Below are 20,808 nucleotides of genomic sequence, written 5' to 3'. Positions count from 1 at the left end.
GACGTGCGTCATCCGGATCGCCTCAATGCGCGAAATGCCGGGCTCCGGTCAGGTAGACCGTGACACCGGCCGTGGCGGCCGCTGCGGTGACCTCTTCGTCGCGCACCGATCCGCCCGGATGCACGATCGCCTTCACGCCGGCGGCGGCCAGGGTCTCGAGCCCGTCGGGGAACGGGAAAAACGCGTCGGAAGCCGCGACCGCGCCGCGGACCCGGTCGCCGCCGCGTTCTACGGCGAGCCGCGCCGCGTCGACCCGGTTGACCTGTCCCATGCCGACCCCGACGGTCGCGCCGTCGGCCGCGATCACGATCGCGTTCGACTTGACCGCGCGGCAGGTGCGCCAGGCGAAGACCAGATCGGTCAACGTCGCCAGGTCGGCCGGCGATCCGGTCGCCAGGGTCCAGTTCGCCGGGTTGTCACCGTGGGCGTCGAGCTCGTCGCGCTGCTGCATCAGCAGGCCGCCGCTCACCGGTCGCAGCTCGGCGCCGCCGGTCAGCGGCTCGGAGGCCAGCAGGACCCGGATGTTCTTCTTGCGCGTCAACGCATCGACGGCGCCGGGCGCATAGGCCGGTGCGACGATCACCTCGGTGAAGATGGTGCTCACATACTCCGCCATCTCGACGGTGACCTCGGTGTTCGCCGCGATCACCCCCCCGAACGCGCTCAGCGGATCGCACTCGTGGGCCTTGCGGTGTGCGTCCGCGACCGATACCGACGAGATCGCGATGCCACACGGGTTGGCGTGCTTGATGATCGCCACGCAGATCTGCTCGTGGTCGAAGGCGGCCCGCCATGCCGCATCCGCGTCGGTGAAGTTGTTGTAGGACATCTCTTTTCCGTGCAGCTGTTCCGCCTGCGCCAGGCCGGGCCAGGCGCCGGGATCGGCGTAGAGCGCCGCCTGCTGGTGCGGGTTCTCGCCGTAGCGCAGCATCGCCGAACGACGCCAGCTGCGGCCGAACCACTCGGGGAACGCGGTGGGCGGATGCTCGGGCGCCAGCGTCGACTGCATCCAGCTCGCGACCGCGATGTCGTACTCGGCGGTGTGCTGAAATGCCAGGGCCGCCAGCTTCTTGCGCTCGGCCAGGGTGAACCCACCGTGCCGCACCGCGGCGAGCACGCCGTCGTACCCGAGCGGGTCGGTGACCACCGCGACGCTGGGATGGTTTTTCGCCGCGGCGCGCACCATCGACGGGCCGCCGATGTCGATCTGCTCGACGCATTCGTCGACGCTCGCACCGGATTCGACAGTTTCGGTGAAGGGATACAGGTTGACGACGACCAGTTCGAACGCCGCGATCCCCAGCCGCTCGAGGGCGGAGGCGTGCTCGGGCTTGCGCAGATCGGCCAGCAGTCCGGCGTGCACCCGCGGATGCAGCGTCTTGACCCTGCCGTCGAGCACCTCGGGAAACCCGGTCAGCTCCTCCACGCGCGTCACCGGGATCGCTTTGTCCGCGATGGTCTTTGCCGTGGACCCGGTGGAAACGATCTCTACGCCCGCCGCGGCCAGTCCCCGGGCCAGCTCTATGAGCCCGGTCTTGTCGTAGACGCTGATCAGCGCGCGGCGGATCGGCCTCCTCGCCGATTCCCGCCAGTCGTCGGTGCTCATCCTATGATCGCCTTTCGTCCGATCGTCGCCTGTCGCCCGGCCAGGGTCATGCCACCGGTTGCGATCGCGGCCACCACGTCCACCAAGAGCTGCCGCTCGGTGACTTTGATGCGTTCGTGCAACGTCTGTTCGTCGTCGCCGTCGAGTACCGGGACGGCCTGCTGCGCCAGGATCGGCCCGGTGTCCATACCGTCATCTACCAGGTGCACCGTACAGCCTGTGACCTTCACTCCGTAGGCCAGCGCGTCGGCCACGCCGTGCGCGCCGGGAAACGCCGGCAGCAGCGCGGGATGCGTGTTGATGACACGGCCGTAGAAGCGTGAAAGGAATTGTGGCCCGAGGATTTTCATGAAGCCTGCCGACACGACGAGATCGGGCGAGTGAGCGGCGGTGGCGTCGGCGATGGCGGCGTCCCAGGCCTCGCGGCCGGGATGGTCGGCGAGCCGGGCCACGAATGCCGGCACGGATGCCGCCGCGGCGATCTCGACGGCCGGGCAGTCTCGGTCCGCGCCGACGGCGACCACCCGGGCGGGATAGTCGCCGGTGGCGGCCTCGATCAGCGAGGCCAGCAGCGAACCGGTGCCCGAAGCCAGCACCACCACTCGCGCCGGCGCGCTCGGGGGCACGCGGAGCGGTTCAAGCACACGCAGAGCCTAGTCGAACGCCGTCGGGACCCGTCCCGCGCGGAGTCCGGCGTCAACGCCCGGTCCCGTGCGCCCCAGCGGGACGGTCAATCCGGCCGCTGTCCGGGCTCCTCGGCCGGCGACACGTCGGTGTCCGCCGCCTCGGCAGGCTCGGCGGGATCGCCGGAATCGACGGAATCGGCGGCCGGCTCCTGCTCCCCGGCGAACACCCCTGCGAAATCGGCCGGTTCGTCGGTCGCCGGGGCGGGCGCGCGTTTGGGTTTGGGCCGCCGCGGGCGACGCCGTACGCCGCCGGCCATCACCACGGTGATCCAGCCGATGACCGTGAACCAGAACAACACGCCGAGCGCCAGCGTGTCCTGGTCCACGCCGACCTCGCCGAAGTTGCCCAGCCGACCGCTTGCGCCGAAGGCAAGCAGCGACATCACCAGGGTCCCGGCCACCGAGGCGACCAGCAGCTTGGCCGCCGCCGGAACCAGGGGCAGCGCGTGCCGGGCGCACTGCTGGCCGACCGCCACGCCCGACGACGCGCCGATGATGAGCAGAGCCACCCATACGGGTCCGAGCGGCGGTGTGGGCGCCGCGGCCAGGATGGGCAACGCCGGGATGTCGCCGCCGAAAACGGTGAAGGAACTGAACGTCGCGAAGCCGAGATGGGCACTGGACCCGACCGCGACCGCCGACGTGCCGACGATGACGTTGGGTGCGTATAACACCGACAGCGCAGTGAGGTTGAACTGCCCCCATATCGAGTCGGTGATGCCGTAGAGCTCTTGCATGGTGGCCCAGTGCACAACCAGTGACCCCGCCGTCACCAGGCCGGACAGCCCCACCAGCGCCAGCACACCGGCCGCGGCCGCGCGCAGGGAGTCACCCAGCCACAACGGCAGCGCGGAGATCGCCAGCAACCGCGGGCCCACGCGGGACCAGACGCCGATCGCCGCGCCGATGGCGTGTACCACCAGCACACCGGCGAACGCGCGCAGCGCGCTGGGCGTCTCCAGTTCGGTGATCACCGTCGACGCATCGTGGATCACCGCCAGCGCGATCGCCGCCATCAACATGGGCCCGCCGAGCGCCGATGCGGCAACCCAGCGAACCACGAGCCACGACGAGTACGGAGAGGTCGCGCGTGCCGTGCTGCGCGCGGTACCCCAGACCATCAACAGCACGGGCAACAGCGGCAGCACACCCAGCTCGCGACCGCCTATGGAGATGGGCACGCCGTGCACGCCGAGCCACATGCTGGCGATGGCCCCCAGGGCGCCCGTCATGTCGCTGTTGGCGATCAGCAATTGAAGCAGCGTGACGGCGGCGATGATGCCAAGCGCCACCACGCCGGGGCCGAACGCGACCCGCAGGAGGTCACGCCCCTGGCGGGCCCCCGCCGCCCGATAGTCCTCCACCCGTGTCACTCTGGGCGCACGTGCCCGACTAGGCGCGAGAACGCGCGGTCAGCCCGACGCCGGGCCAGAGGATGACGACGGCGACTGTTGTTGCCCCTGTTCGTGGGACTGCTGCTCCCCGCCCTGGCCGGAGCGGTCGGCCGGGGCCGACCCGCCCGCGGACCCGGTGCTTTCCGTGCCGACCATGGGTGGCGGACTGAAGCTGGGAAAACCGGTGGGCGGCGTGGACGGACCCTGCGGCGCCGCGGGCGGGGCGCTGAACGGACCGGATCCACCGGTCGAAACGCTCTGGGTGGGACTCTGGCTCGGCCGCGAGTAGCCGCTGTACTGCTGCTGTCCGTAGCCGGGGGGCTGCTGGGGATTGTGCGACTGGGGGCCGCCGTGCTCGTGCGCACCCGGCTGACCGTGGTACCCGCCGGGCGGTTGCTGCGCGCCGTACTGTCCGTACTGCCCGTATTGCCCGTACTGCGCATAGGGGTCGTACTTGGGCCGCGGCGCCGGCGCGGTGACCACGCCGGCCTCCAGCAGGATCGCGAGGACCGCGGCAATCCCCTGCAGCACGCTGCAGGCCAGCAGCGGCCACAGCGCCCATCCGATCTCGTAGCCGGCGGGCGTGTTGATCATCTCGGTGATCACGATCAACGCGCCCAGCACCGCGATCACGGCGACCACGCCCAGGTTTTTCTTCGCCTTGGGCAGCAGGGACACCGCGGCGAGCAGCCCGGCCAGCACCGAGACGTCGACCGCGTAGCCGGCATCGCCGGCGCGGCCGCCGGCGCTCGGGCCGAGTTCGGCGCCAATGATGAAGGTGGGACCGAAGTTCAGCAGGTAGACCGCCAGGCCGAGTCCGACGACCGCGACGGTGAGGTAGACCGGGAGCTTGGCCGCGTCGTCGGTCTTGGTGAAGGACGGTGTCGCGCCCGAGTAGGAGCCGCCGGGCTGCGTGGGCGGGTAACCGGGACTACCGGCCGAGTAGGTCATGACTCCTCCTGTTGCTTCCAGTCCGTCGCGGCGCCAGGCCACTGCTGCAGTGCGGCGCGCTGCCGGCGCCGTGTCAACGCCGATCGCCCTGCGCTCGAGTTGCCCCGCGGTCGATCAACCACGCTAGCGCACGTTCGGGTTGCTGCGCCGGTACGACCGGCCCGTCGCCGCGACGGTCCGCTTGCCCCGCACAGGTAGAACACGTTCTAATTCTCGGCATGGATTACGGGCTTGTGCTTTTCACCAGTGACCGCGGCATCTCCCCGGCGGCAGCCGCCAAGCTGGCCGACGACCACAACTTCCAGACGTTCTACGTCCCGGAACATACCCACATCCCGGTCAAGCGCGAAGCGGCTCACCCGACGACCGGTGACGAGTCACTGCCGGACGACCGCTACATGCGCACGCTGGACCCGTGGGTGAGTCTGGGCGCCGCCTGCTCCGTCACCTCCCGGGTCCGGCTGTCGACGGCCGTCGCGTTGCCCGTCGAGCACGACCCGATCACGCTGGCGAAGAGCATCGCCACGCTCGACCACCTCTCCGGCGGTCGCGTCAGCCTGGGTGTCGGGTTCGGGTGGAACACCGACGAACTCGCCGACCACGGTGTGCCCCCCGGGCGACGCCGCACCATGCTGCGCGAATACATCGAGGCGATGCGGGCCCTATGGACGCAGGAAGAGGCCGCCTACGACGGCGAGTTCGTCCAGTTCGGGCCCAGCTGGGCCTGGCCCAAGCCGGTTCAGCCGCACATTCCGGTGCTGGTGGGCGCCGCGGGCAACGAGAAGAACTTCAAGTGGATCGCCCGCAGCGCCGACGGTTGGATCACCACGCCCCGCGACTTCGACATCGATGGCCCGGTCAAGCAACTGCAGGACATCTGGGCGGCCGCCGGCCGCGACGGGGCCCCGCAGATCGTGGCGCTGGACTTCAAGCCGGTGCCCGAGAAGCTGGCGCGCTGGGCCGAACTCGGGGTCACCGAGGTGCTGTTCGGCCTGCCCGACCGTCCCGACGACGAGGTCGCCGCCTACGTGGAGCGACTGGCCGGCAAGCTCGCCGCCCTGGTCTGACCCGCGAGCAGACGCAGAATCGCACCAAGCCGCGCAGCGGCGTGCGATTCTGCGTCTGGTGGCCGGGCAGGGCCCGGCGAACACCGCTGTTAGTAGCAGCGGTTGCCGTAGTCGAAGGAGCGCACCCGCACCTCGCGCCCCAACGGGTCACCGTCGATCAGCAGCGCGATCAGGTCCTCGTCCTCGGTGGTGGACAGGAACCGGCTGCCGTCCTCGAGCCGGCCGATGATGATGCCGGTCGGGCGTCCGTCGTCGCGGCGGACCGTGTAGGTCTCGACAGTGCCGCGGCCGTCGGCGGTCTCGGTGACCGGTTGGGTGGGCCACGTGGCGACCTGTGCCTGCAACTGCGCGTTGCGGTCCGGCGTCCACCCCGCCGGCGTGGTGGAGTACACGCCGACCGAGTACTTGCTCAGGATCCCGCCGTTGGCGCCGACGAGGCCGAACCGCCCCGGCATCTTCCGCATCTGGGCGACCGTCTCGGCGACCGCGTGCATCGAGTAGTTGTTGCCGGCGCCTCCGAAGAACGGCAACCCGCCGGTCAGGGTCAGCCCGCGGGGGTCGTCGGGCGCGATGCCCATGCCGTCGCAGATGTTGAACACCGGCACGGGAAAACAGCTGTAGAGGTCGAAGGTGGCGACGTCGTCGACGCCGATGCCGGCCATCGCGAGCGCCTCGCGGACCGCCAGGACGGCCGACGGGGAGTGGCCGAGGTCCGGGCGGTCCAGCAGCGCCTGTTCCTCCAGGTCGGTGTGCCCGTGCAGGTAGACCCAGTTGTCCTCGGGCACGCCCAGCCGCCGCGCCGTCCCCACCGACATCAGCAGCGCGGCCGCACCCTGGTTGACCTGATCGCGCGCGACCATCAGCCGCGGATACGGCTCGGCGATCATCCGGTTGCTCTCGGTCACGGTGACCAGTTCGTCGACGCTGCGCTCGACCGGGGCGGCCGCGAACGGATTGTTGGCGGCGATCTTGGTGAACGGTGCGAACAGCTCGGCCATGGTCCGCCGGTACTCGCCGGGCCCCTGTCCGGTGCCGGCCCGGCGGGCGTTCTCGAGCAGCGCGTATTGGATCGGCGCACTGGTCAGACCGTGGACGACCGTGTAGCGCGAGATGAGCTTCTCGATGCCGTGGCCGCGGTCCTCGAGGTCGCCGTCCACGGTCTCGGTGAAGTCCGGCTTGTCGTCGCGGCCCGCCCAGTGCCGCAGCGTGGACGTCGCATCCGACCCGAAGACCAGGGCGACCTCCGACCGGCCCGCGGCGATCCCGGCGGCCAGCTCACTGATCAGGTGCTGGGGCCCCTGGCCGCCGACGATCTCCAGAATCGCGCGAGCCGGGTGGGCGCCAAGGCGATTGGCCACCGACCGCGGATAGTTGTTCGAGCAGCCCAGCACGGCCTTGGCGACCGGCCCGGAGATCTCGAACTGCCGGACGCCGGCCACGGTGTCCACGGCCGCCGCCACCGCGTCGACGTCACCGCCGGAGTCGACGAGGGCGGCGCGGGCAGCGGCGGCGGCCAGTTCGACCGGCGACATCGCCCGGTAGCCGGGGTCGTCGATGCGCTCGGCGGACTGGCCGACGCCCACGACGACGGGCGTGCGCGGATCGAGATTCATAGCGTAACTATCTACCGCACGGCGGTCCCGGGCTCACACCCGGGCCGCCGGTCGCGCGACACTAGAGGCTGCCCAGGATCTCTCGGGCCAGCGCCGCGGTCTCCGACGGGGTCTTGCCGACCTTGACCCCGGCCGCCTCGAGGGCCTCCTTCTTGGCGGCCGCGGTGCCCGAGGAGCCGGACACGATGGCCCCGGCGTGGCCCATGGTCTTGCCCTCGGGCGCGGTGAACCCCGCGACGTAGCCGACCACCGGTTTGGACACGTGGGCCTTGATGTAGTCGGCCGCACGCTCCTCGGCGTCGCCGCCGATCTCCCCGATCATCACGATGATCTTGGTGTCGGGGTCTTTCTCGAAGGCCTCGATGGCGTCGATGTGGGTCGTGCCGATCACCGGGTCGCCGCCGATGCCGATCGCCGTCGAGAAGCCGAAATCGCGCAGCTCGTACATCATCTGGTAGGTCAGCGTCCCGGACTTGGACACCAGCCCGACTGGCCCGGAGCCGGTGATGGTGGCGGGGGTGATGCCCGCCAGCGCCTCGCCCGGAGTGATGATGCCCGGGCAGTTCGGCCCGATGATCCGCGTCTTCCCACCCTTTTCCAGGTTGTAGGCCCACGCGTAGGCGGTGTCCTGCACCGGGATTCCCTCGGTGATGACCACCAGCAGCGGGATCTGCGCGTCGATGGCCTCGATGATCGCGTCCTTGGCGAACTTCGGCGGCACGAAGACGACGGACACGTCGGCGCCGGTCTTCTTCATCGCCTCCTCGACGGTGCCGAACACCGGCAACTCGACGTCCTTGCCACCGGAATCCTTGTGCAACACGGTGGTTCCCGTCTTGCGGGCGTTGACGCCGCCCACCACCTGGGTTCCCGCCTTCAGCATGAGCGCGGTGTGCTTGGTGCCCTCGCCACCGGTGATGCCCTGGACGATGACCTTGGAATCTTTGTTCAGGAAGATCGACATGATTGGCTCCCTTACTTGTTCGCCAGCTCGGCGGCTTTGTCTGCACCGGCGTCCATGGTCTCGGCCTGGATCACCAGCGGATGGTTGGCCTCGGCCAGGATGCGGCGGCCCTCGTCGACGTTGTTGCCGTCGAGACGAACAACCAGCGGCTTGTTGGCCTCGTCGCCGAGGATCTCCAGCGCCTTGACGATCCCGGTCGCCACGGCGTCGCAGGAGGTGATGCCGCCGAAGACGTTCACGAACACGCTCTTGACCTGGACGTCGTTCAGGATCACGTCCAGCCCGGCGGCCATCACCTCGGCCGATGCGCCCCCGCCGATGTCGAGGAAGTTGGCAGGCTTGACGCCGCCGTGCTTCTCGCCGGCATAGGCGGTCACGTCCAGCGTCGACATGACCAGACCGGCGCCGTTGCCGATGATGCCGACCTCGCCGTCGAGCTTGACGTAGTTGAGGTCGTGCTCCTTGGCCTTGAGCTCGAGCGGGTCGGTGGACGCGCGGTCCTCGAACTCGGCGTGCTCGGGGTGACGGAAGTCGGCGTTGGCGTCGAGCGTGACCTTCCCGTCCAGCGCCAGAATGCGGTCGTCCGGGGTACGCACCAACGGATTGACCTCGACCAGTGTGGCGTCCTCGGCGACGAAGAGCTCCCACAGCTTGGAGATGGTGACCGCGGCCGCGTCGAGCACCTCAGCCGGCAGGTGGCCCTTTTCTGCGATGGAGCGCGCGAAGTCGAGGTCGACGCCCTTGACGGCGTCTACCGGGACCTTGGCCAGCCGTTCGGGCTTGGTGGCGGCGACCTCTTCGATCTCCATGCCGCCCTCGACCGAGCACATCGCCAGATACGTCCGGTTGGCCCGGTCCAGCAGGAAGGAGATGTAGTACTCCTCGGCGATGTCGCTGGCCTCGGCGACCAGAAGCTTCTTGACGAGGTGGCCCTTTATGTCCAGGCCGAGGATGTTCTTGGCGTGCTCGTAGGCGTCGTCGGGCGTGGCGGCGTACTTCACACCGCCGGCCTTCCCGCGACCGCCGACCTTCACCTGAGCCTTGACCATCACGGGGTGACCGATTTCGGTCGCGATAGCCTTGGCACCCTCGGCGGTGTCGGTCACCCGGCCCGGCGTGCTCGGTACGTTGTGTTTGGCGAACAATTCTTTGGCTTGGTATTCGAAAAGGTCCATGGACTCACTGTCTTCGCTCGGCTTGCTGCTAGGCCTGTCCGTCGGCGGTGCCCGGATCGGCAACGCGCACGGTGGCACTGTATCCACACGCAAAAAGGATCCCGACGCCGCGTCCACCGATGTGGCGCAGGTCACGGCCCTTTCGGCGCATGGGCCCGGGGTGAGCCAGATCACAAAATCGGTCGAACCGTGTCGTGAGGTTGCCAGTTGCTTCGGTCAGCGGATAACGTCCTAGGGTCCAGATAACGTTATGGTCACGATACGAGGACATTCCAGTTTGTCCCAGCACCGTTTGAGTCGTTCGCCCGCCGCCACAGGGCCGGGTATCACGCACCGCAGGGTAAAGCCGCACCGCAACGAAGTGACCGAAATCCTGCCCCTCGACGGCTTCGACTTCGAGGTTGCGGATTTCGCCGACGACTTCGGCGATCTCGCCGAGCTGGATTTCAGCAACGACACCGCCTTCGACAACGGAGCGCGTGTCCTGCTGGCGCCCGAGCTCGATGACCTCGACGCGAGCGACGATCTGATCCCGCTGCGACTGGCCGCCCCCCATCCGCTCGACGTCCGGGTGGCCATCGAGCCGGGCATCGAGATCAGGCATCTTCTGCACTCCGATGACCCCGAGGCCACCCAGGTGATCAGCGCGGTGCGGCGCGGAGGCCAGCATCGCAAAGAGCCGACCAGCGCGGCCAGGGGCCGGCTGCTCATCTCGGCGATGGCAGCCGGAGCGGCGGCCGCCGCGGCGCATACCGCGACCAGCCACACCGACGCACCCAGGACCACGGCCGTGCTGACCGCCCACGCGTCGCCGCTCACCGGCGGGGCGGGCACCGGCACGATCCGGGGAGCTCAGGTGATCGCCGTGCAGCCCGCGGCAAACGTCGCGGTCCACAACGAAGAACTGGCCAAGGGCGTCGCTTTCGCCAACGATCGCGCCCAGCGCGAGGCGCGGCTGCAGCAGCCGCTCTACGTCATGCCGACCAAAGGGATATTCACCTCCAACTTTGGGTATCGCTGGGGAGTGCTGCACGCCGGAATCGACATCGCCAACTCGATCGGAACGCCCATCCTCGCCGTCTCCGACGGAGTCGTCGTGGAGGCCGGCCCGGCCGCCGGCTACGGCGCGCTGGTCAAGCTGCGCCACGCCGACGGGACGGTCACGCTCTACGGTCACATCAACTCGACGCTGGTCAGCGTCGGTCAGCGGGTGATGGCCGGCGACCAGATCGCCACCATGGGCAACCGGGGCAATTCGACCGGACCGCATCTGCATTTCGAGGTGCTGCAGGGCGGCAGCCAACGCATCGACCCGGTGCCCTGGCTGGCCAGGCGGGGTCTGTACCTGGGCAACTACACCGGTTGATCTGGTGAGCTCACCGAACGAACCCACCCGTCAGCGCCCAGCCGAGTCCGACGCGCCGTCGTTCGACTCCGGGTCGCGGATCATCCGGCGTGCACCCACCGGCCCGATACCCAAGGCGCCGCGATCGCCGACCGGCCAGTTCGCCCCCCAACCACCGCCGTCGTATCCGGCCGGACCCCAAGCCGGGGATCGGGCGGGTTTCCCGGGCGAGGCGCCGAGCGACCGGACGGCCGTCGCCGCCTGCGCGGTCAGCATCGTCAGCGGGTGGGCCACCTCGGTCGTGGCCACGGACCTGATCGCCGGCTGGTGGAGAACCGACCGGCTGTTCTGCCTCGCGATCGCGTTTCTCGCGCTGGTCTTTGCCGTGGCCACCGTCACCGGCGTCATCATGCTGCTGCAGCACCGCCCCCTCGGGCGGTACCTCATCGTGGCCGGCGCGGTGGTCGCGGTGCTCACCTACGGTGGCGTGTTCATCGCGGGTGCCCGCGTCGCGTGGATCGTGCACACCCTCCCGTTGCTGCCGGTCGCCAGCGTCGTGCTGGCGATGCACCCGCGCACCAAGGATTGGCTGGAGGAATAGCCGCCCGCCAGTTCCGCCTACAGCTTGCTGATCGGGGCGTGGTTGTGCATCAGCTTGACCCGGCCTGAGCTGCCGAAGTCGATCAGCGACATCGCGGATTCGCCGGCGCCGGAAACCTCCTCGACGCGGCCCAGCCCGTACTTGTCGTGCGTGACCCGGTCCCCGGGCTGCAGCACCAGCAGCGGACGTTTGGCCATCCCCGCGCGGGTCGGCGTCGCCCGCGGCGCACCGAACCGGCCGGCGCCGCTGACCGGTGCGCTGAACGACGGCGCGGGCGCGCTGCGCCGCCAGTCGATCAGCTCCTGGGGAATCTCGCGCAGGAAGCGCGATTCGGGGTTGAGCATCGGCTGGCCCCACGACGACCGGACGACGGCCCTGCTCACGTACAGCCGCTGCCGGGCCCGCGTGATGCCGACGTAGGCCAGCCGCCGCTCCTCGGAGAGCTCGCTCGGGTCGTCGAGGGCGCGCATGTGCGGGAACATGCCGTCCTCCCAGCCGGTGACGAACACGACCGGGAACTCCAGGCCCTTCGCGGTGTGCAACGTCATCAGGGTGACCACACCGGCGCCGTGTTCGGGAATCTCGTCGGTGTCGGCCACCAGCGACACCCTCTCCAGGAACGACGCCAGCACACCGGTGTCCGGCACGTCTTCGTCCTCGGGAGCCGCCAGCGCTGCCGCGTTGGCCTGATCGGTGCTGAATTCGTGGGCGACGCTGACGAGTTCGTTGAGGTTGTCCAGCCGGGCCAGCTCCTGCGGATCGCTCGAGGACTCCAGCTCGCGGCGGTATCCGGTGCGCTCGAGCACCGACTCGACCAGGTCGCCGAGATCGTCGTCGAGGCGACCCCGCAACTCGTCGAGCATCTCGACGAACCCGGCGATCGCCTTCTCCGCGCGGCTGTTGAGCATCGGCACCTTGCCCGCGGCGGCCGCCACGAGCGCGTCGGCGAAGCTCGCGCCGGTGTTCTCGGCGTACACCGCCACGCAGGCCTCGGCCCGCTCGCCGATCCCCCGCCGCGGGGTGTTGAGGATGCGCCGCATGCTGACCGCATCGCCGGGGTTGTTCAGCACCCGCAGGTAGGCGACGATGTCGCGGATTTCCTTGCGCTCGTAGAACCGCACTCCCCCAACGACTTTGTAGGGAATTCCGACGCGGATGAACACCTCTTCCAGCGACCGCGACGAGTTGTTGGTGCGGTAGAAGACGGCCACGTCGTTGTAGGTGATCTCGCCGCGGTCGGCCAGGGCGTCGATCTCCTCGGCCACGAACCTGGCCTCGTCGTGCTCGTTGTCGGCGACGTAGCCGACGATCAGCTCCCCGGCGCCGGCGTCGGTCCACAGCCGCTTCTCGCGCCGTCCGGAGTTGCGCGCGATCACCGAGTTGGCCGCAGACAGGATGTTCTGCGTGGAGCGGTAATTCTGTTCCAGCAGAATCGTTGTGGCGTCAGGGTAGTCGCGTTCGAAGTCCTCGATGTTGCGGATGGTGGCGCCGCGGAACGCATAGATCGACTGATCGGCGTCGCCGACCACGCACAACTCCGCGGACGGCAGGTCATCGGGTGAGCCCCCGCCGTCGCGTCCGACCAGTTCCCGCACCAGCACGTACTGGGCGTGGTTGGTGTCCTGGTACTCGTCGACCAGCACGTGGCGGAACCGGCGCCGGTAGTACTGGGCGATGTCGGGGAAGGCCTGCAGCACCCCCACGGTTTCGCCGATCAGGTCGTCGAAGTCCAGCGCGTTGGCCGCCCGCAACCGCCGCTGATATTCGACGTACACCGAGGCGACGGTATGCGCCAGGTCGTCGGAGGAGTCCGACGGTTTGGCCAGATTGTCCACGGCCTGGGCGGGATGGATCAGCTCGTTCTTCAGGTTGGAGATGGCGTTGGCCAGCAAGCGCGGCGAATAGCGCTTGATGTCGAGCCCCATGTCGCGGCCGATCATCTGCAGCAGCCGGCGCGAATCGTCGGCGTCATAGATCGAGAAGTTGGAGTTCAGCCCGGGGATCAACGACGCCTGGTTGCGCAGGATGCGCACGCAGGTGGAGTGGAAGGTGGACACCCACATGGCCCGGGCACGGTTGCCGACCAGCTGCACCACCCGTTCGCGCATCTCGGCGGCGGCCTTGTTGGTGAACGTGATCGCCAGGATCTGACCGACTTCGGCGCCGCGCGCGCCGATCAGATAGGCGATGCGCCGGGTCAGCACCGCCGTCTTGCCCGAGCCGGCGCCCGCGACGATCAGCAGCGGCGAACCCTCGTGCACCACCGCCTGGCGTTGTTGCGGGTTGAGCCCGTCGAGCAGGCGGTCGGCATCGGGGGCGGGCTTGGCATCGGGGGCGTGCACAATCATGACGGTCCAAATTTACCGCCGCGCGCCGACAGCGCGGGGCCAGCCATACGCGGGTCCGGGGACGAGCCGCCACCAGGGGGTCAACGACCCGGGCGCCTCTGCCGAAGCCGACGCAGGGGGATTTTGCTGGGCGCGGCCGTTGGTGGCACACTCGATTGGTGCTCAACGCGCAGCGACGTCGGCAGTGTTCAGGCCGATTTTTCTATGGGTACCGGCCAGCGGTGCCCGTGGTTTAGCTGCCTTCGCAGAGCCCCGTGGTCCGCTTCGGCGATTCGGGGCTCGTCTCTTTTGTGAGGCCCGATACCGGATGAGACCAGAACCCCCACATCACGAGAACGCGGAGATCCCAGAGATGAACACCGAGACGGCCGTCGGCCAGCAAGTGACCGACATCGAGGAGTTGCGCGCGGAGATCGACCGGCTGGACGCCGAGATTCTCGCCGCGGTGAAACGGCGCGCGGAGGTGTCCCAGGCGATCGGCAGGGTCCGGATGGCCTCCGGCGGCACCCGGCTCGTCCACAGCCGCGAGATGAAGGTCATCGAACGCTACAGCGAACTGGGCCCGGACGGTAAGGACCTGGCGATGCTGCTGTTACGCCTGGGCAGAGGCCGGCTCGGCCACCTGTAACCGCGAATCTCTGCGGTGCGGCAGCGGATTGCGCCTGACGCCAGCGGTGGCTTCGTCGCAGCGGGACGCACTAGGGTCGAACCATGACCCGCGTCGGCGAGCGAAGCGATGAGGAGGAGCGGCGCCCATGAAATCGGTGCACACCATTCCCGACATCACCGCCACCAAGGCGTGGGACGCCCTGCGCAGGCATCGCGAAGACATCGGCGACACCCACCTGCGCCAGCTCTTCGACGACGACCCCGACCGCGGGCGCGAACTCACCGTCACCGTCGGCAACCTCTACATCGACTACAGCAAACACCGTGTGACCCGCGAGACGCTGCGTCTGCTCGCCGATCTGGCGCGCGCCGCCCACCTCGAGGAGCGCCGCGACCAGATGTTCGCCGGCGAGCACATCAACACCTCCGAGAACCGTGCGGTGCTGCACACCGCGCTGCGACTGCCCCGCGGCGCCGAGTTGACGGTCGACGGCCAGAACGTCGTCGCCGACGTGCACGCCGTGCTCGACGCGATGGGCGACTTCACCGATCGCCTGCGCAGCGGCGAGTGGACCGGGGCCACCGGGAAACGGATCAGCACCGTGGTCAACATCGGCATCGGCGGATCGGATCTGGGACCGGTGATGGTCTATCAGGCGCTGCGCCACTACGTCGACGCCGGCATCACGGCACGCTTCGTCTCCAACGTCGACCCCGCCGACCTGACCGCGACGCTGGCCGACTTAGACCCCGCCACAACACTTTTCATCGTCGCGTCGAAGACGTTCTCCACGCTGGAGACGCTGACCAACGCAACGGCCGCGCGCCGCTGGCTCACCGACGCCCTCGGCGACGCCGCGGTGTCCAAACATTTCGTGGCCGTGTCCACCAACAAGCGACTGGTCGACGAATTCGGCATCGACACCGCCAACATGTTCGGGTTCTGGGATTGGGTCGGCGGGCGCTACTCGGTCGACTCGGCGATCGGGCTGTCGGTGATGGCCACCATCGGGCGAGAGGCCTTCGCCGACTTCCTGTCCGGGTTCCACATCGTGGACGAACACTTCCGGACGGCGCCGCTGGAGTCCAACGCGCCCGCCCTGCTCGGCCTGATCGGCCTGTGGTACTCCGACTTCCTGGGAGCCCAGTCACGCGCCGTGCTGCCGTATTCCAATGACCTTTCCCGTTTCGCGGCCTACCTGCAGCAGCTGACCATGGAGTCCAACGGCAAGTCGACCCGCGCCGACGGCACGCCCGTCACCACCGACACTGGCGAAATCTTCTGGGGCGAACCGGGAACCAACGGCCAGCACGCGTTCTACCAGTTGCTTCATCAGGGCACCCGGCTGGTGCCGGCCGATTTCATCGGGTTCAGCCAGCCCCTCGACGACCTGCCGACCGCCGAGGGCGACGGCAGCATGCACGACCTGTTGATGAGCAACTTCTTCGCCCAGACCCAGGTGCTGGCGTTCGGCAAGACGGCCGAGGAGATCGCCGCCGAAGGAACACCCGAAGATGTCGTGCCGCACAAGGTCATGCCCGGCAACCGGCCGTCCACCTCGATCCTGGCCGACCGCCTCACCCCGTCGGTGCTGGGCCAGCTGATCGCCCTCTACGAGCATCAGGTGTTCACCGAGGGCGTCGTGTGGGGCATCGACTCGTTCGACCAGTGGGGTGTGGAACTGGGCAAGACGCAGGCCAAGGCGTTGCTTCCGGTGCTCACCGCCGACGCCGCCCCCGACCCGCAGCCGGACAGCTCCACCGACGCGCTGGTCCGTCGCTATCGCGCCGAAAGAGGGCGCGCGAGCTAACCTTTCGAGAGCTCGGCACCGAATCGGCGCACAAAGGTGCGCAGGCGTTCTCCGGATGCGTTCTGCGGGTCGCTGAGGTGCAACTGCAGCAGTTCGCGACCGGCGGCGTGCAGGACCCGGGCGGTGTATTCCGGCTCGTGCAGTTCGGGATTGCGGCGCAGCAGTTCCGTGACGAAGAACTCGAGCACGACGGCCTGGGATTGCGCCAGGCGCGCGTACAACTGCGGCGGAGCGCCCTGCGGCGGGAACAAGAACAGCCGCCACGTTGCCGGGTGGGCGTCGACGGCGGCCAGCACGCCGTCGAACGCGAGCACCAACGACTGGTCCCCGGGGGCGGTGTCCAGCCCGGCGATCGCCTCGGCGAACTGGGCGCCGGCCCGTGCCGCCTCGCGGTCGATGAGTTCGACGAACAGCCCCGCCAGATCCCCGAACTTCTGATAGATCAACGACCGGTTGATGCCGGCCTCTTCGGCGATGCGATTCGGCGTCGCCGCGTGGAACCCTTCGGCGTCGACGATCGCGTGCGTGACGTCGAGAATCTGCTCGCGGCGCCCTTGGGCGGTCATCCGGCGCTTCGGGACGTCCACGGTGCTCACCCTTGACAGCTTAACTAACAAGTTGTGAGTATTACTCACCAAGTGTTAGTTACCCGGGAGGTCGTCATGGTCGCGTATTACCCCGAGCTCGCCCGCCGGGTCCGGAGCCAACGCGACCTGCAGCCCGAGCTGTACGGGGACTTCGACTTCGACCGGCGACCGGACCGCCTGGCCACCGAGCCCGACGCCGAATCGGCCCTGCCCGCCTGGATCGCCGAGCGCGCCACGATCCTCGACGACGAGCGCGTCGTCGAGCTGATGAGCACGGCCACCATGCTCGGCGACGTCGTGGCCGATCCCTATGCCGCGCTGATGACCACGCACAGCGTCACGCACCTGATCGACATGCTCAAGACGGCCTGCCGCAAGGGGATCGAGGCCGTGCCCGACGCGCCCCCCGAACTCGCGGCGTTCATCGCCGCCATGGAGGCCACCCCCGAGTGGATCGACTTCGACCTGGTCCGTGAGGGCGCCCGGCAGGAGCGCATCCCCGCGGCGCTGCTGGCCCCGTTCATCACGCGGGGAGCCTTCGTGGCGACCTTCACCAACACCTATGCCGCGCTGCCGATGGCCCTGACCGGCGCGCTGTCGGGCAAGCGGGCCGCGCGGCGGGTCAACGAGACGGCCAGTTTCTTCGCCGTCACCACGCTCCCCGGAGCACTCGACCGCTACGGCCCCGGGTTCGAGGCGGCCGCCATGGTCCGGTTGATGCACTCGATGGTCCGCTACAACGCGCTCAAGAAGTCGGACAAATGGGACGTCGCGGTCTACGGGATGCCGGTTCCGCAGGTCGACCAGATGCCCGCCGGGATGATCGGCCAATACCTGTTGGCCCGCAAGGCGCGCCAGCAGGGCCGCAGCGAGTTCACCGCCGCCGAACGCGCCGTCGTCGAATTCGCCAGGTACCGCTGCTTTCTGCTCGGCCTGCCCGAGGAACTGCTGCCCGCCGAACCCGCCGACATCGTCCACGTCATGCACGCGCGATCGGCGTTGCTGCGCCACGGGTTCGACGCCATCTGCCAAGAGCTCGTCCGCGGCACGATGGCTGCCTATCTGCGCCCCGACACCACCCTGTTCGACCGGTGCGCCGACGCGGTCGAGAAGAGCTTCAGCAAGCTCACGTTCGTTCGCACCTTCTGCAACGGCGACCGCGAGATCGCCGAGGCGATGGGCGTTTCCCTCGAGGCCACCGATCTCCTGCGCATCGCCCTCACCGCGCCGTTCATCCTCGGGCGCTTCACAGCGGTGAGCCACGCCAGCCGCATTCCGGTGCTTCGGGACATCACCGACGCGTACGTCATCGGGCTGCTCAAGCTGCGGCTCGCGACCTACGGAAAGCCCGAATTCACCACCGACGCGGCACATTACACCCCGGTGCCGCACTGACCCCTGGCGCGAGCGTGCGCAGTTGTACGCGCGCGCCCGGAGTGTCGCGTACAGACACGCACGCTCGGCGACGGGAGCTGCGGAAGGGTCAGGCGAACCGCTTGGTGAGCGGGGGCGGTAAGACCCGCATCAGTTGCACCAGCGGCGCCCACGGCCACCGCGGCACCACGGCCCGGCCAGGCTCGCGCTCGATGGCCTCGACCAGCGCCTTGACGCCGGTTTCGTTGTCCACCATCAACATTGTGCTGTTCGACTTGGCCGTCATCTCCGATTCGATGTATCCGGGCTCGATCACCGTCACCTTGATGGGGCCTTTTGCGTACTCGGCGCGCAGCGACTCGCCCAGTGAGCTCAGACCGGCTTTGCTTGCGCAGTAGGCGGCTTTGACGCCCGGCACTCCCTTGTTGCCGAGCACCGAGGAGATCAGCACCAGATGGCCCGAGCCGCTCTTGGCGAACATCTCCAGCGCGGTCTCGATCTGCACCAGGGCGGCGACCAGGTTGGTCTCGATGGTCGCCTTGTTGGCCCACATCTTGCCCGAGCCCAGCTTGGCGCCCTTGCCGATGCCGGCGTTGACGATGACGCGATCGATGCCACCGATCTCGTCGCCGAGTTCGCCGAACACCTTGGGCACCTGCTCGTGGTCGTTGACATCCAGCGCCGCTACCGCGATCTTGATCCCTGGATACCGTTGTGACAGTTCGCCTTTGAGCTCGTCGAGTCGTTCGGTGCGACGGGCGCACAACGCCAGGTCACGGCCCTTGGCCGCGAAGGAACGCGCCATCCCGGCGCCTAGGCCGGAGCTGGCGCCGGTGATCAGGATCTTCTGACGAGTCATTGGTAGTCAGGGGCGCGGTGTCCGCAGAGCAGACCCGTTTCCCCATCCCCCTTTCAATCCGTGCATGCGGTTTTCCCGCACACGGCTTACCGATGATCTTCTTGACATGGTTACGCAGCCTTCGGGTAGCGGATAGTGCCACGAAGCCGGTGCAGGCCGTGCCCGTTGAACCACGCTTCGGTCCACTGATCGGCCTGGCCTGCGCGTAGGTTGCGGCCCCGCTTCTTAACCATCAAGCGGAACAGCCGACTATTCACATACCAGTCGATCTGACGGAACTTCTCGGCGGCGTTACCGGTCCGAAAGTAGTTGCCCCAGCCGTGCAAGATCGGATTGAGATCCGCGATCACATCGCGAATATCGGCTCCGACCCGGTGACGACCGGTACGCTCACGAACTTTCGTCCGCAGCCGCACCATCGCCGTTTGGCTGGGCCAACGGTGCAGGTAGTAGCGCACAATGCGCTGCTGCTCCCACAACCGCCCCGACATGCGCGCCCGGAAATGACAACCCAGAAAATCCAGGCCCTCACGACCCTCACGCAGATCGACCACCTTCGTCTTCTCCGGATGCAGCCGCAACCCCAACGACGCCAGGATCTCTCCCACCGCTTCCAGAGCCACATTCGCCTGTGCCTGCGATCGGCACAGCACCACACCGTCATCGGCGTAGCGCACCAACTCACCCACCCCGCGGGCGGACAGTTCAGTGTCGAGCACGTGCAGGAAGACGTTAGCCAGCAGCGGGGAGATGACCCCGCCCTGCGGGGTGCCCGCGACCGTCCGCGTCACCACCCCGTCGACCAACACCCCTGCTTGCAGCCACAAACGCAGCAGTTTGAGTATTCTGCGATCCGAGACCCGCCTGCCCACCAACTCAAGCAGGCGTTCGTGGTCGATCTCGCCGAAGAAATTGGCGATGTCGAACTCGACCACGAACCGATGACCCTCGATGAACCCGGTACGCAACCGCTCCATCGCCATCGTCGCCGACCGCTTCGGCCGAAACCCATACGAGCACGACAGAAAGTCCGCCTCGAAAATCGGTTCCAACACCAGCTTGGCCGCCGCCTGAGCCACCCGGTCTCGCACCGTGGGAATCCCCAACGGCCGCACACCACCTCGTGGTTTCGGAATCTCCACACGCCTGGCTGGCGCGGGACGATACACACCCTCGCAAAGGTCATGGCGCAACTCACGCAACATGCGGTCCACGCCGTAATCCTCCACCGCGACCAGAGTGACACGATCCATCCCGGCCGCACCCCTGTTCTTGCGCACTCGTTCCCACGCCTCCACCAGGACGTCACCCCGACAGATACGGTCATACAGGACGTGGAAACGCCGACCCTTCGACTGCTTGGCCGCAGCCCATAGCGTGCGTTGCAGTTGTCGCACTTTCACCGGCGAGCAACTCAACGGCTCCTCGTCGGCTACGACAGGCGATAGCCCACCGGGGTAGTTGGACCGGGCAGACCCGGCCATGCCCTCACGCTTACCCACTTCACGCGCATGATCAAAGTCGGGGCCCTTCCCTCCCGGCGCGTTATGTTGCACGCCGATCCGCGGTACTACGACCCCATCGGACTCCCGCTGCCCTCCAAAGGATTTCACCATCGGCTTATACCCCTGGTCTTTGCCCGACGAAGGCCAGGCAGACGGGTCTCTCCTGTTCCGAACCAGACTATGTGCACGTGCCGCCACCCATACCCCGGGAAGACCCGACAAGCTGACCCCGGACCAGGGCTCGCCGGACATGGCCTTCGCCGTGAAATGAGCGGCTCGGCTCTCCCATTGTGGTTGTGACGAGGCTGCAGAG

At 68.2% G+C, this 20,808-nt stretch carries 17 protein-coding genes; 6 read left to right on the top strand and 11 right to left on the bottom strand.

Features of this window, described 5'->3' with window-relative positions; translation table 11 throughout:
* Positions 1-22: 22 nt before the first annotated feature.
* The 4 genes from purH to AB8998_RS06945 form a co-directional block, all read right to left on the bottom strand.
* A complete protein-coding gene (purH, locus tag AB8998_RS06960) occupies positions 23-1,606 on the bottom strand; it encodes a bifunctional phosphoribosylaminoimidazolecarboxamide formyltransferase/IMP cyclohydrolase (protein WP_369737188.1) in 1,584 nt (527 codons plus the stop codon).
* A complete protein-coding gene (purN, locus tag AB8998_RS06955) occupies positions 1,603-2,250 on the bottom strand; it encodes a phosphoribosylglycinamide formyltransferase (protein WP_369737187.1) in 648 nt (215 codons plus the stop codon). The genes purH and purN overlap by 4 nt, the downstream gene beginning before the upstream one ends.
* An 86-nt stretch (positions 2,251-2,336) precedes the next feature.
* Positions 2,337-3,656 (bottom strand): cell division protein PerM, encoded by a 1,320-nt coding sequence (locus AB8998_RS06950; protein ID WP_369737186.1) that lies wholly within the window; start codon positions 3,654-3,656, stop codon positions 2,337-2,339.
* 48 nt (positions 3,657-3,704) lie between these two features.
* A complete protein-coding gene (locus tag AB8998_RS06945) occupies positions 3,705-4,637 on the bottom strand; it encodes a DUF5336 domain-containing protein (protein ID WP_369737185.1) in 933 nt (310 codons plus the stop codon).
* Positions 4,638-4,855: 218 nt separating this feature from the next.
* On the opposite strand from AB8998_RS06945, the gene AB8998_RS06940 reads away from it, so the two are divergent.
* Entirely contained in the window at positions 4,856-5,704 is an 849-nt protein-coding gene (locus AB8998_RS06940; protein ID WP_369737184.1) for an LLM class F420-dependent oxidoreductase, read from the top strand.
* An 89-nt stretch (positions 5,705-5,793) separates the two neighbouring features.
* Here the strand turns inward: AB8998_RS06940 and AB8998_RS06935 are convergent, their stop codons facing one another.
* The 3 genes from AB8998_RS06935 to sucC all read right to left on the bottom strand — a co-directional run bounded on the left by AB8998_RS06935 (position 5,794) and on the right by sucC (position 9,456).
* Positions 5,794-7,317: an acetyl-CoA acetyltransferase gene (locus tag AB8998_RS06935; RefSeq protein WP_369737183.1), complete on the bottom strand. Its 1,524-nt coding sequence runs from the start codon at positions 7,315-7,317 to the stop codon at positions 5,794-5,796.
* A 61-nt stretch (positions 7,318-7,378) separates the two neighbouring features.
* Positions 7,379-8,281: a succinate--CoA ligase subunit alpha gene (gene sucD, locus AB8998_RS06930; protein ID WP_369737182.1), complete on the bottom strand. Its 903-nt coding sequence runs from the start codon at positions 8,279-8,281 to the stop codon at positions 7,379-7,381.
* An 11-nt stretch (positions 8,282-8,292) separates the two neighbouring features.
* Entirely contained in the window at positions 8,293-9,456 is a 1,164-nt protein-coding gene (sucC, locus tag AB8998_RS06925; protein WP_369737181.1) for an ADP-forming succinate--CoA ligase subunit beta, read from the bottom strand.
* A gap of 277 nt (positions 9,457-9,733) precedes the next feature.
* On the opposite strand from sucC, the gene AB8998_RS06920 reads away from it, so the two are divergent.
* The gene (locus tag AB8998_RS06920) at positions 9,734-10,822 is read left to right on the top strand and encodes a M23 family metallopeptidase (protein WP_369737180.1); all 1,089 of its coding nucleotides are present in this window, start codon (positions 9,734-9,736) and stop codon (positions 10,820-10,822) included.
* A gap of 4 nt (positions 10,823-10,826) precedes the next feature.
* Positions 10,827-11,402 carry a hypothetical protein gene (locus tag AB8998_RS06915; RefSeq protein ID WP_369737179.1) on the top strand — a complete coding sequence of 192 codons (576 nt, stop codon included), beginning with the start codon at positions 10,827-10,829 and terminating at the stop codon, positions 11,400-11,402.
* A gap of 17 nt (positions 11,403-11,419) precedes the next feature.
* On the opposite strand, the gene pcrA is transcribed toward AB8998_RS06915, so the two are convergent.
* Entirely contained in the window at positions 11,420-13,750 is a 2,331-nt protein-coding gene (gene pcrA / locus AB8998_RS06910) for a DNA helicase PcrA (protein WP_369737178.1), read from the bottom strand.
* A 307-nt stretch (positions 13,751-14,057) separates the two neighbouring features.
* Here pcrA and AB8998_RS06905 point away from each other — a divergent pair, with 307 nt between their 5' ends.
* On the top strand, positions 14,058-14,378 hold the full coding sequence (locus AB8998_RS06905) for a chorismate mutase (RefSeq protein WP_369737177.1): 321 nt from the start codon (positions 14,058-14,060) through the stop codon (positions 14,376-14,378).
* Between the two features lie 127 nt (positions 14,379-14,505).
* Complete coding sequence (gene pgi, locus AB8998_RS06900) at positions 14,506-16,170, top strand: glucose-6-phosphate isomerase (RefSeq protein WP_369737176.1); 1,665 nt, start codon at positions 14,506-14,508, stop codon at positions 16,168-16,170.
* Here pgi and AB8998_RS06895 read toward each other — a convergent pair.
* The gene (locus tag AB8998_RS06895; RefSeq protein WP_369741457.1) at positions 16,167-16,736 is read right to left on the bottom strand and encodes a TetR/AcrR family transcriptional regulator; all 570 of its coding nucleotides are present in this window, start codon (positions 16,734-16,736) and stop codon (positions 16,167-16,169) included. The genes pgi and AB8998_RS06895 overlap by 4 nt on opposite strands.
* Before the next feature lie 96 nt (positions 16,737-16,832).
* On the opposite strand from AB8998_RS06895, the gene AB8998_RS06890 reads away from it, so the two are divergent.
* Positions 16,833-18,152, top strand: a complete 1,320-nt coding sequence (locus AB8998_RS06890) for a DUF2236 domain-containing protein (RefSeq protein WP_369737175.1) — start codon at positions 16,833-16,835, stop codon at positions 18,150-18,152.
* Between the two features lie 88 nt (positions 18,153-18,240).
* Here AB8998_RS06890 and AB8998_RS06885 read toward each other — a convergent pair whose 3' ends face one another.
* Together AB8998_RS06885 and ltrA are read right to left on the bottom strand one after the other, a co-directional pair.
* Positions 18,241-18,990, bottom strand: coding sequence for an SDR family oxidoreductase (locus AB8998_RS06885; protein WP_369737174.1), 750 nt, complete (start codon positions 18,988-18,990; stop codon positions 18,241-18,243).
* A gap of 110 nt (positions 18,991-19,100) precedes the next feature.
* A complete protein-coding gene (ltrA, locus tag AB8998_RS06880; protein ID WP_369736766.1) occupies positions 19,101-20,747 on the bottom strand; it encodes a group II intron reverse transcriptase/maturase in 1,647 nt (548 codons plus the stop codon).
* Positions 20,748-20,808 lie beyond the last annotated feature (61 nt).

It is taken from the genome of Mycobacterium sp. HUMS_12744610, from assembly GCF_041206865.1.
GTDB classification, from domain to species: Bacteria; Actinomycetota; Actinomycetes; order Mycobacteriales; family Mycobacteriaceae; genus Mycobacterium; species Mycobacterium servetii.
This window is presented reverse-complemented; position numbering and strand designations above follow the sequence as displayed.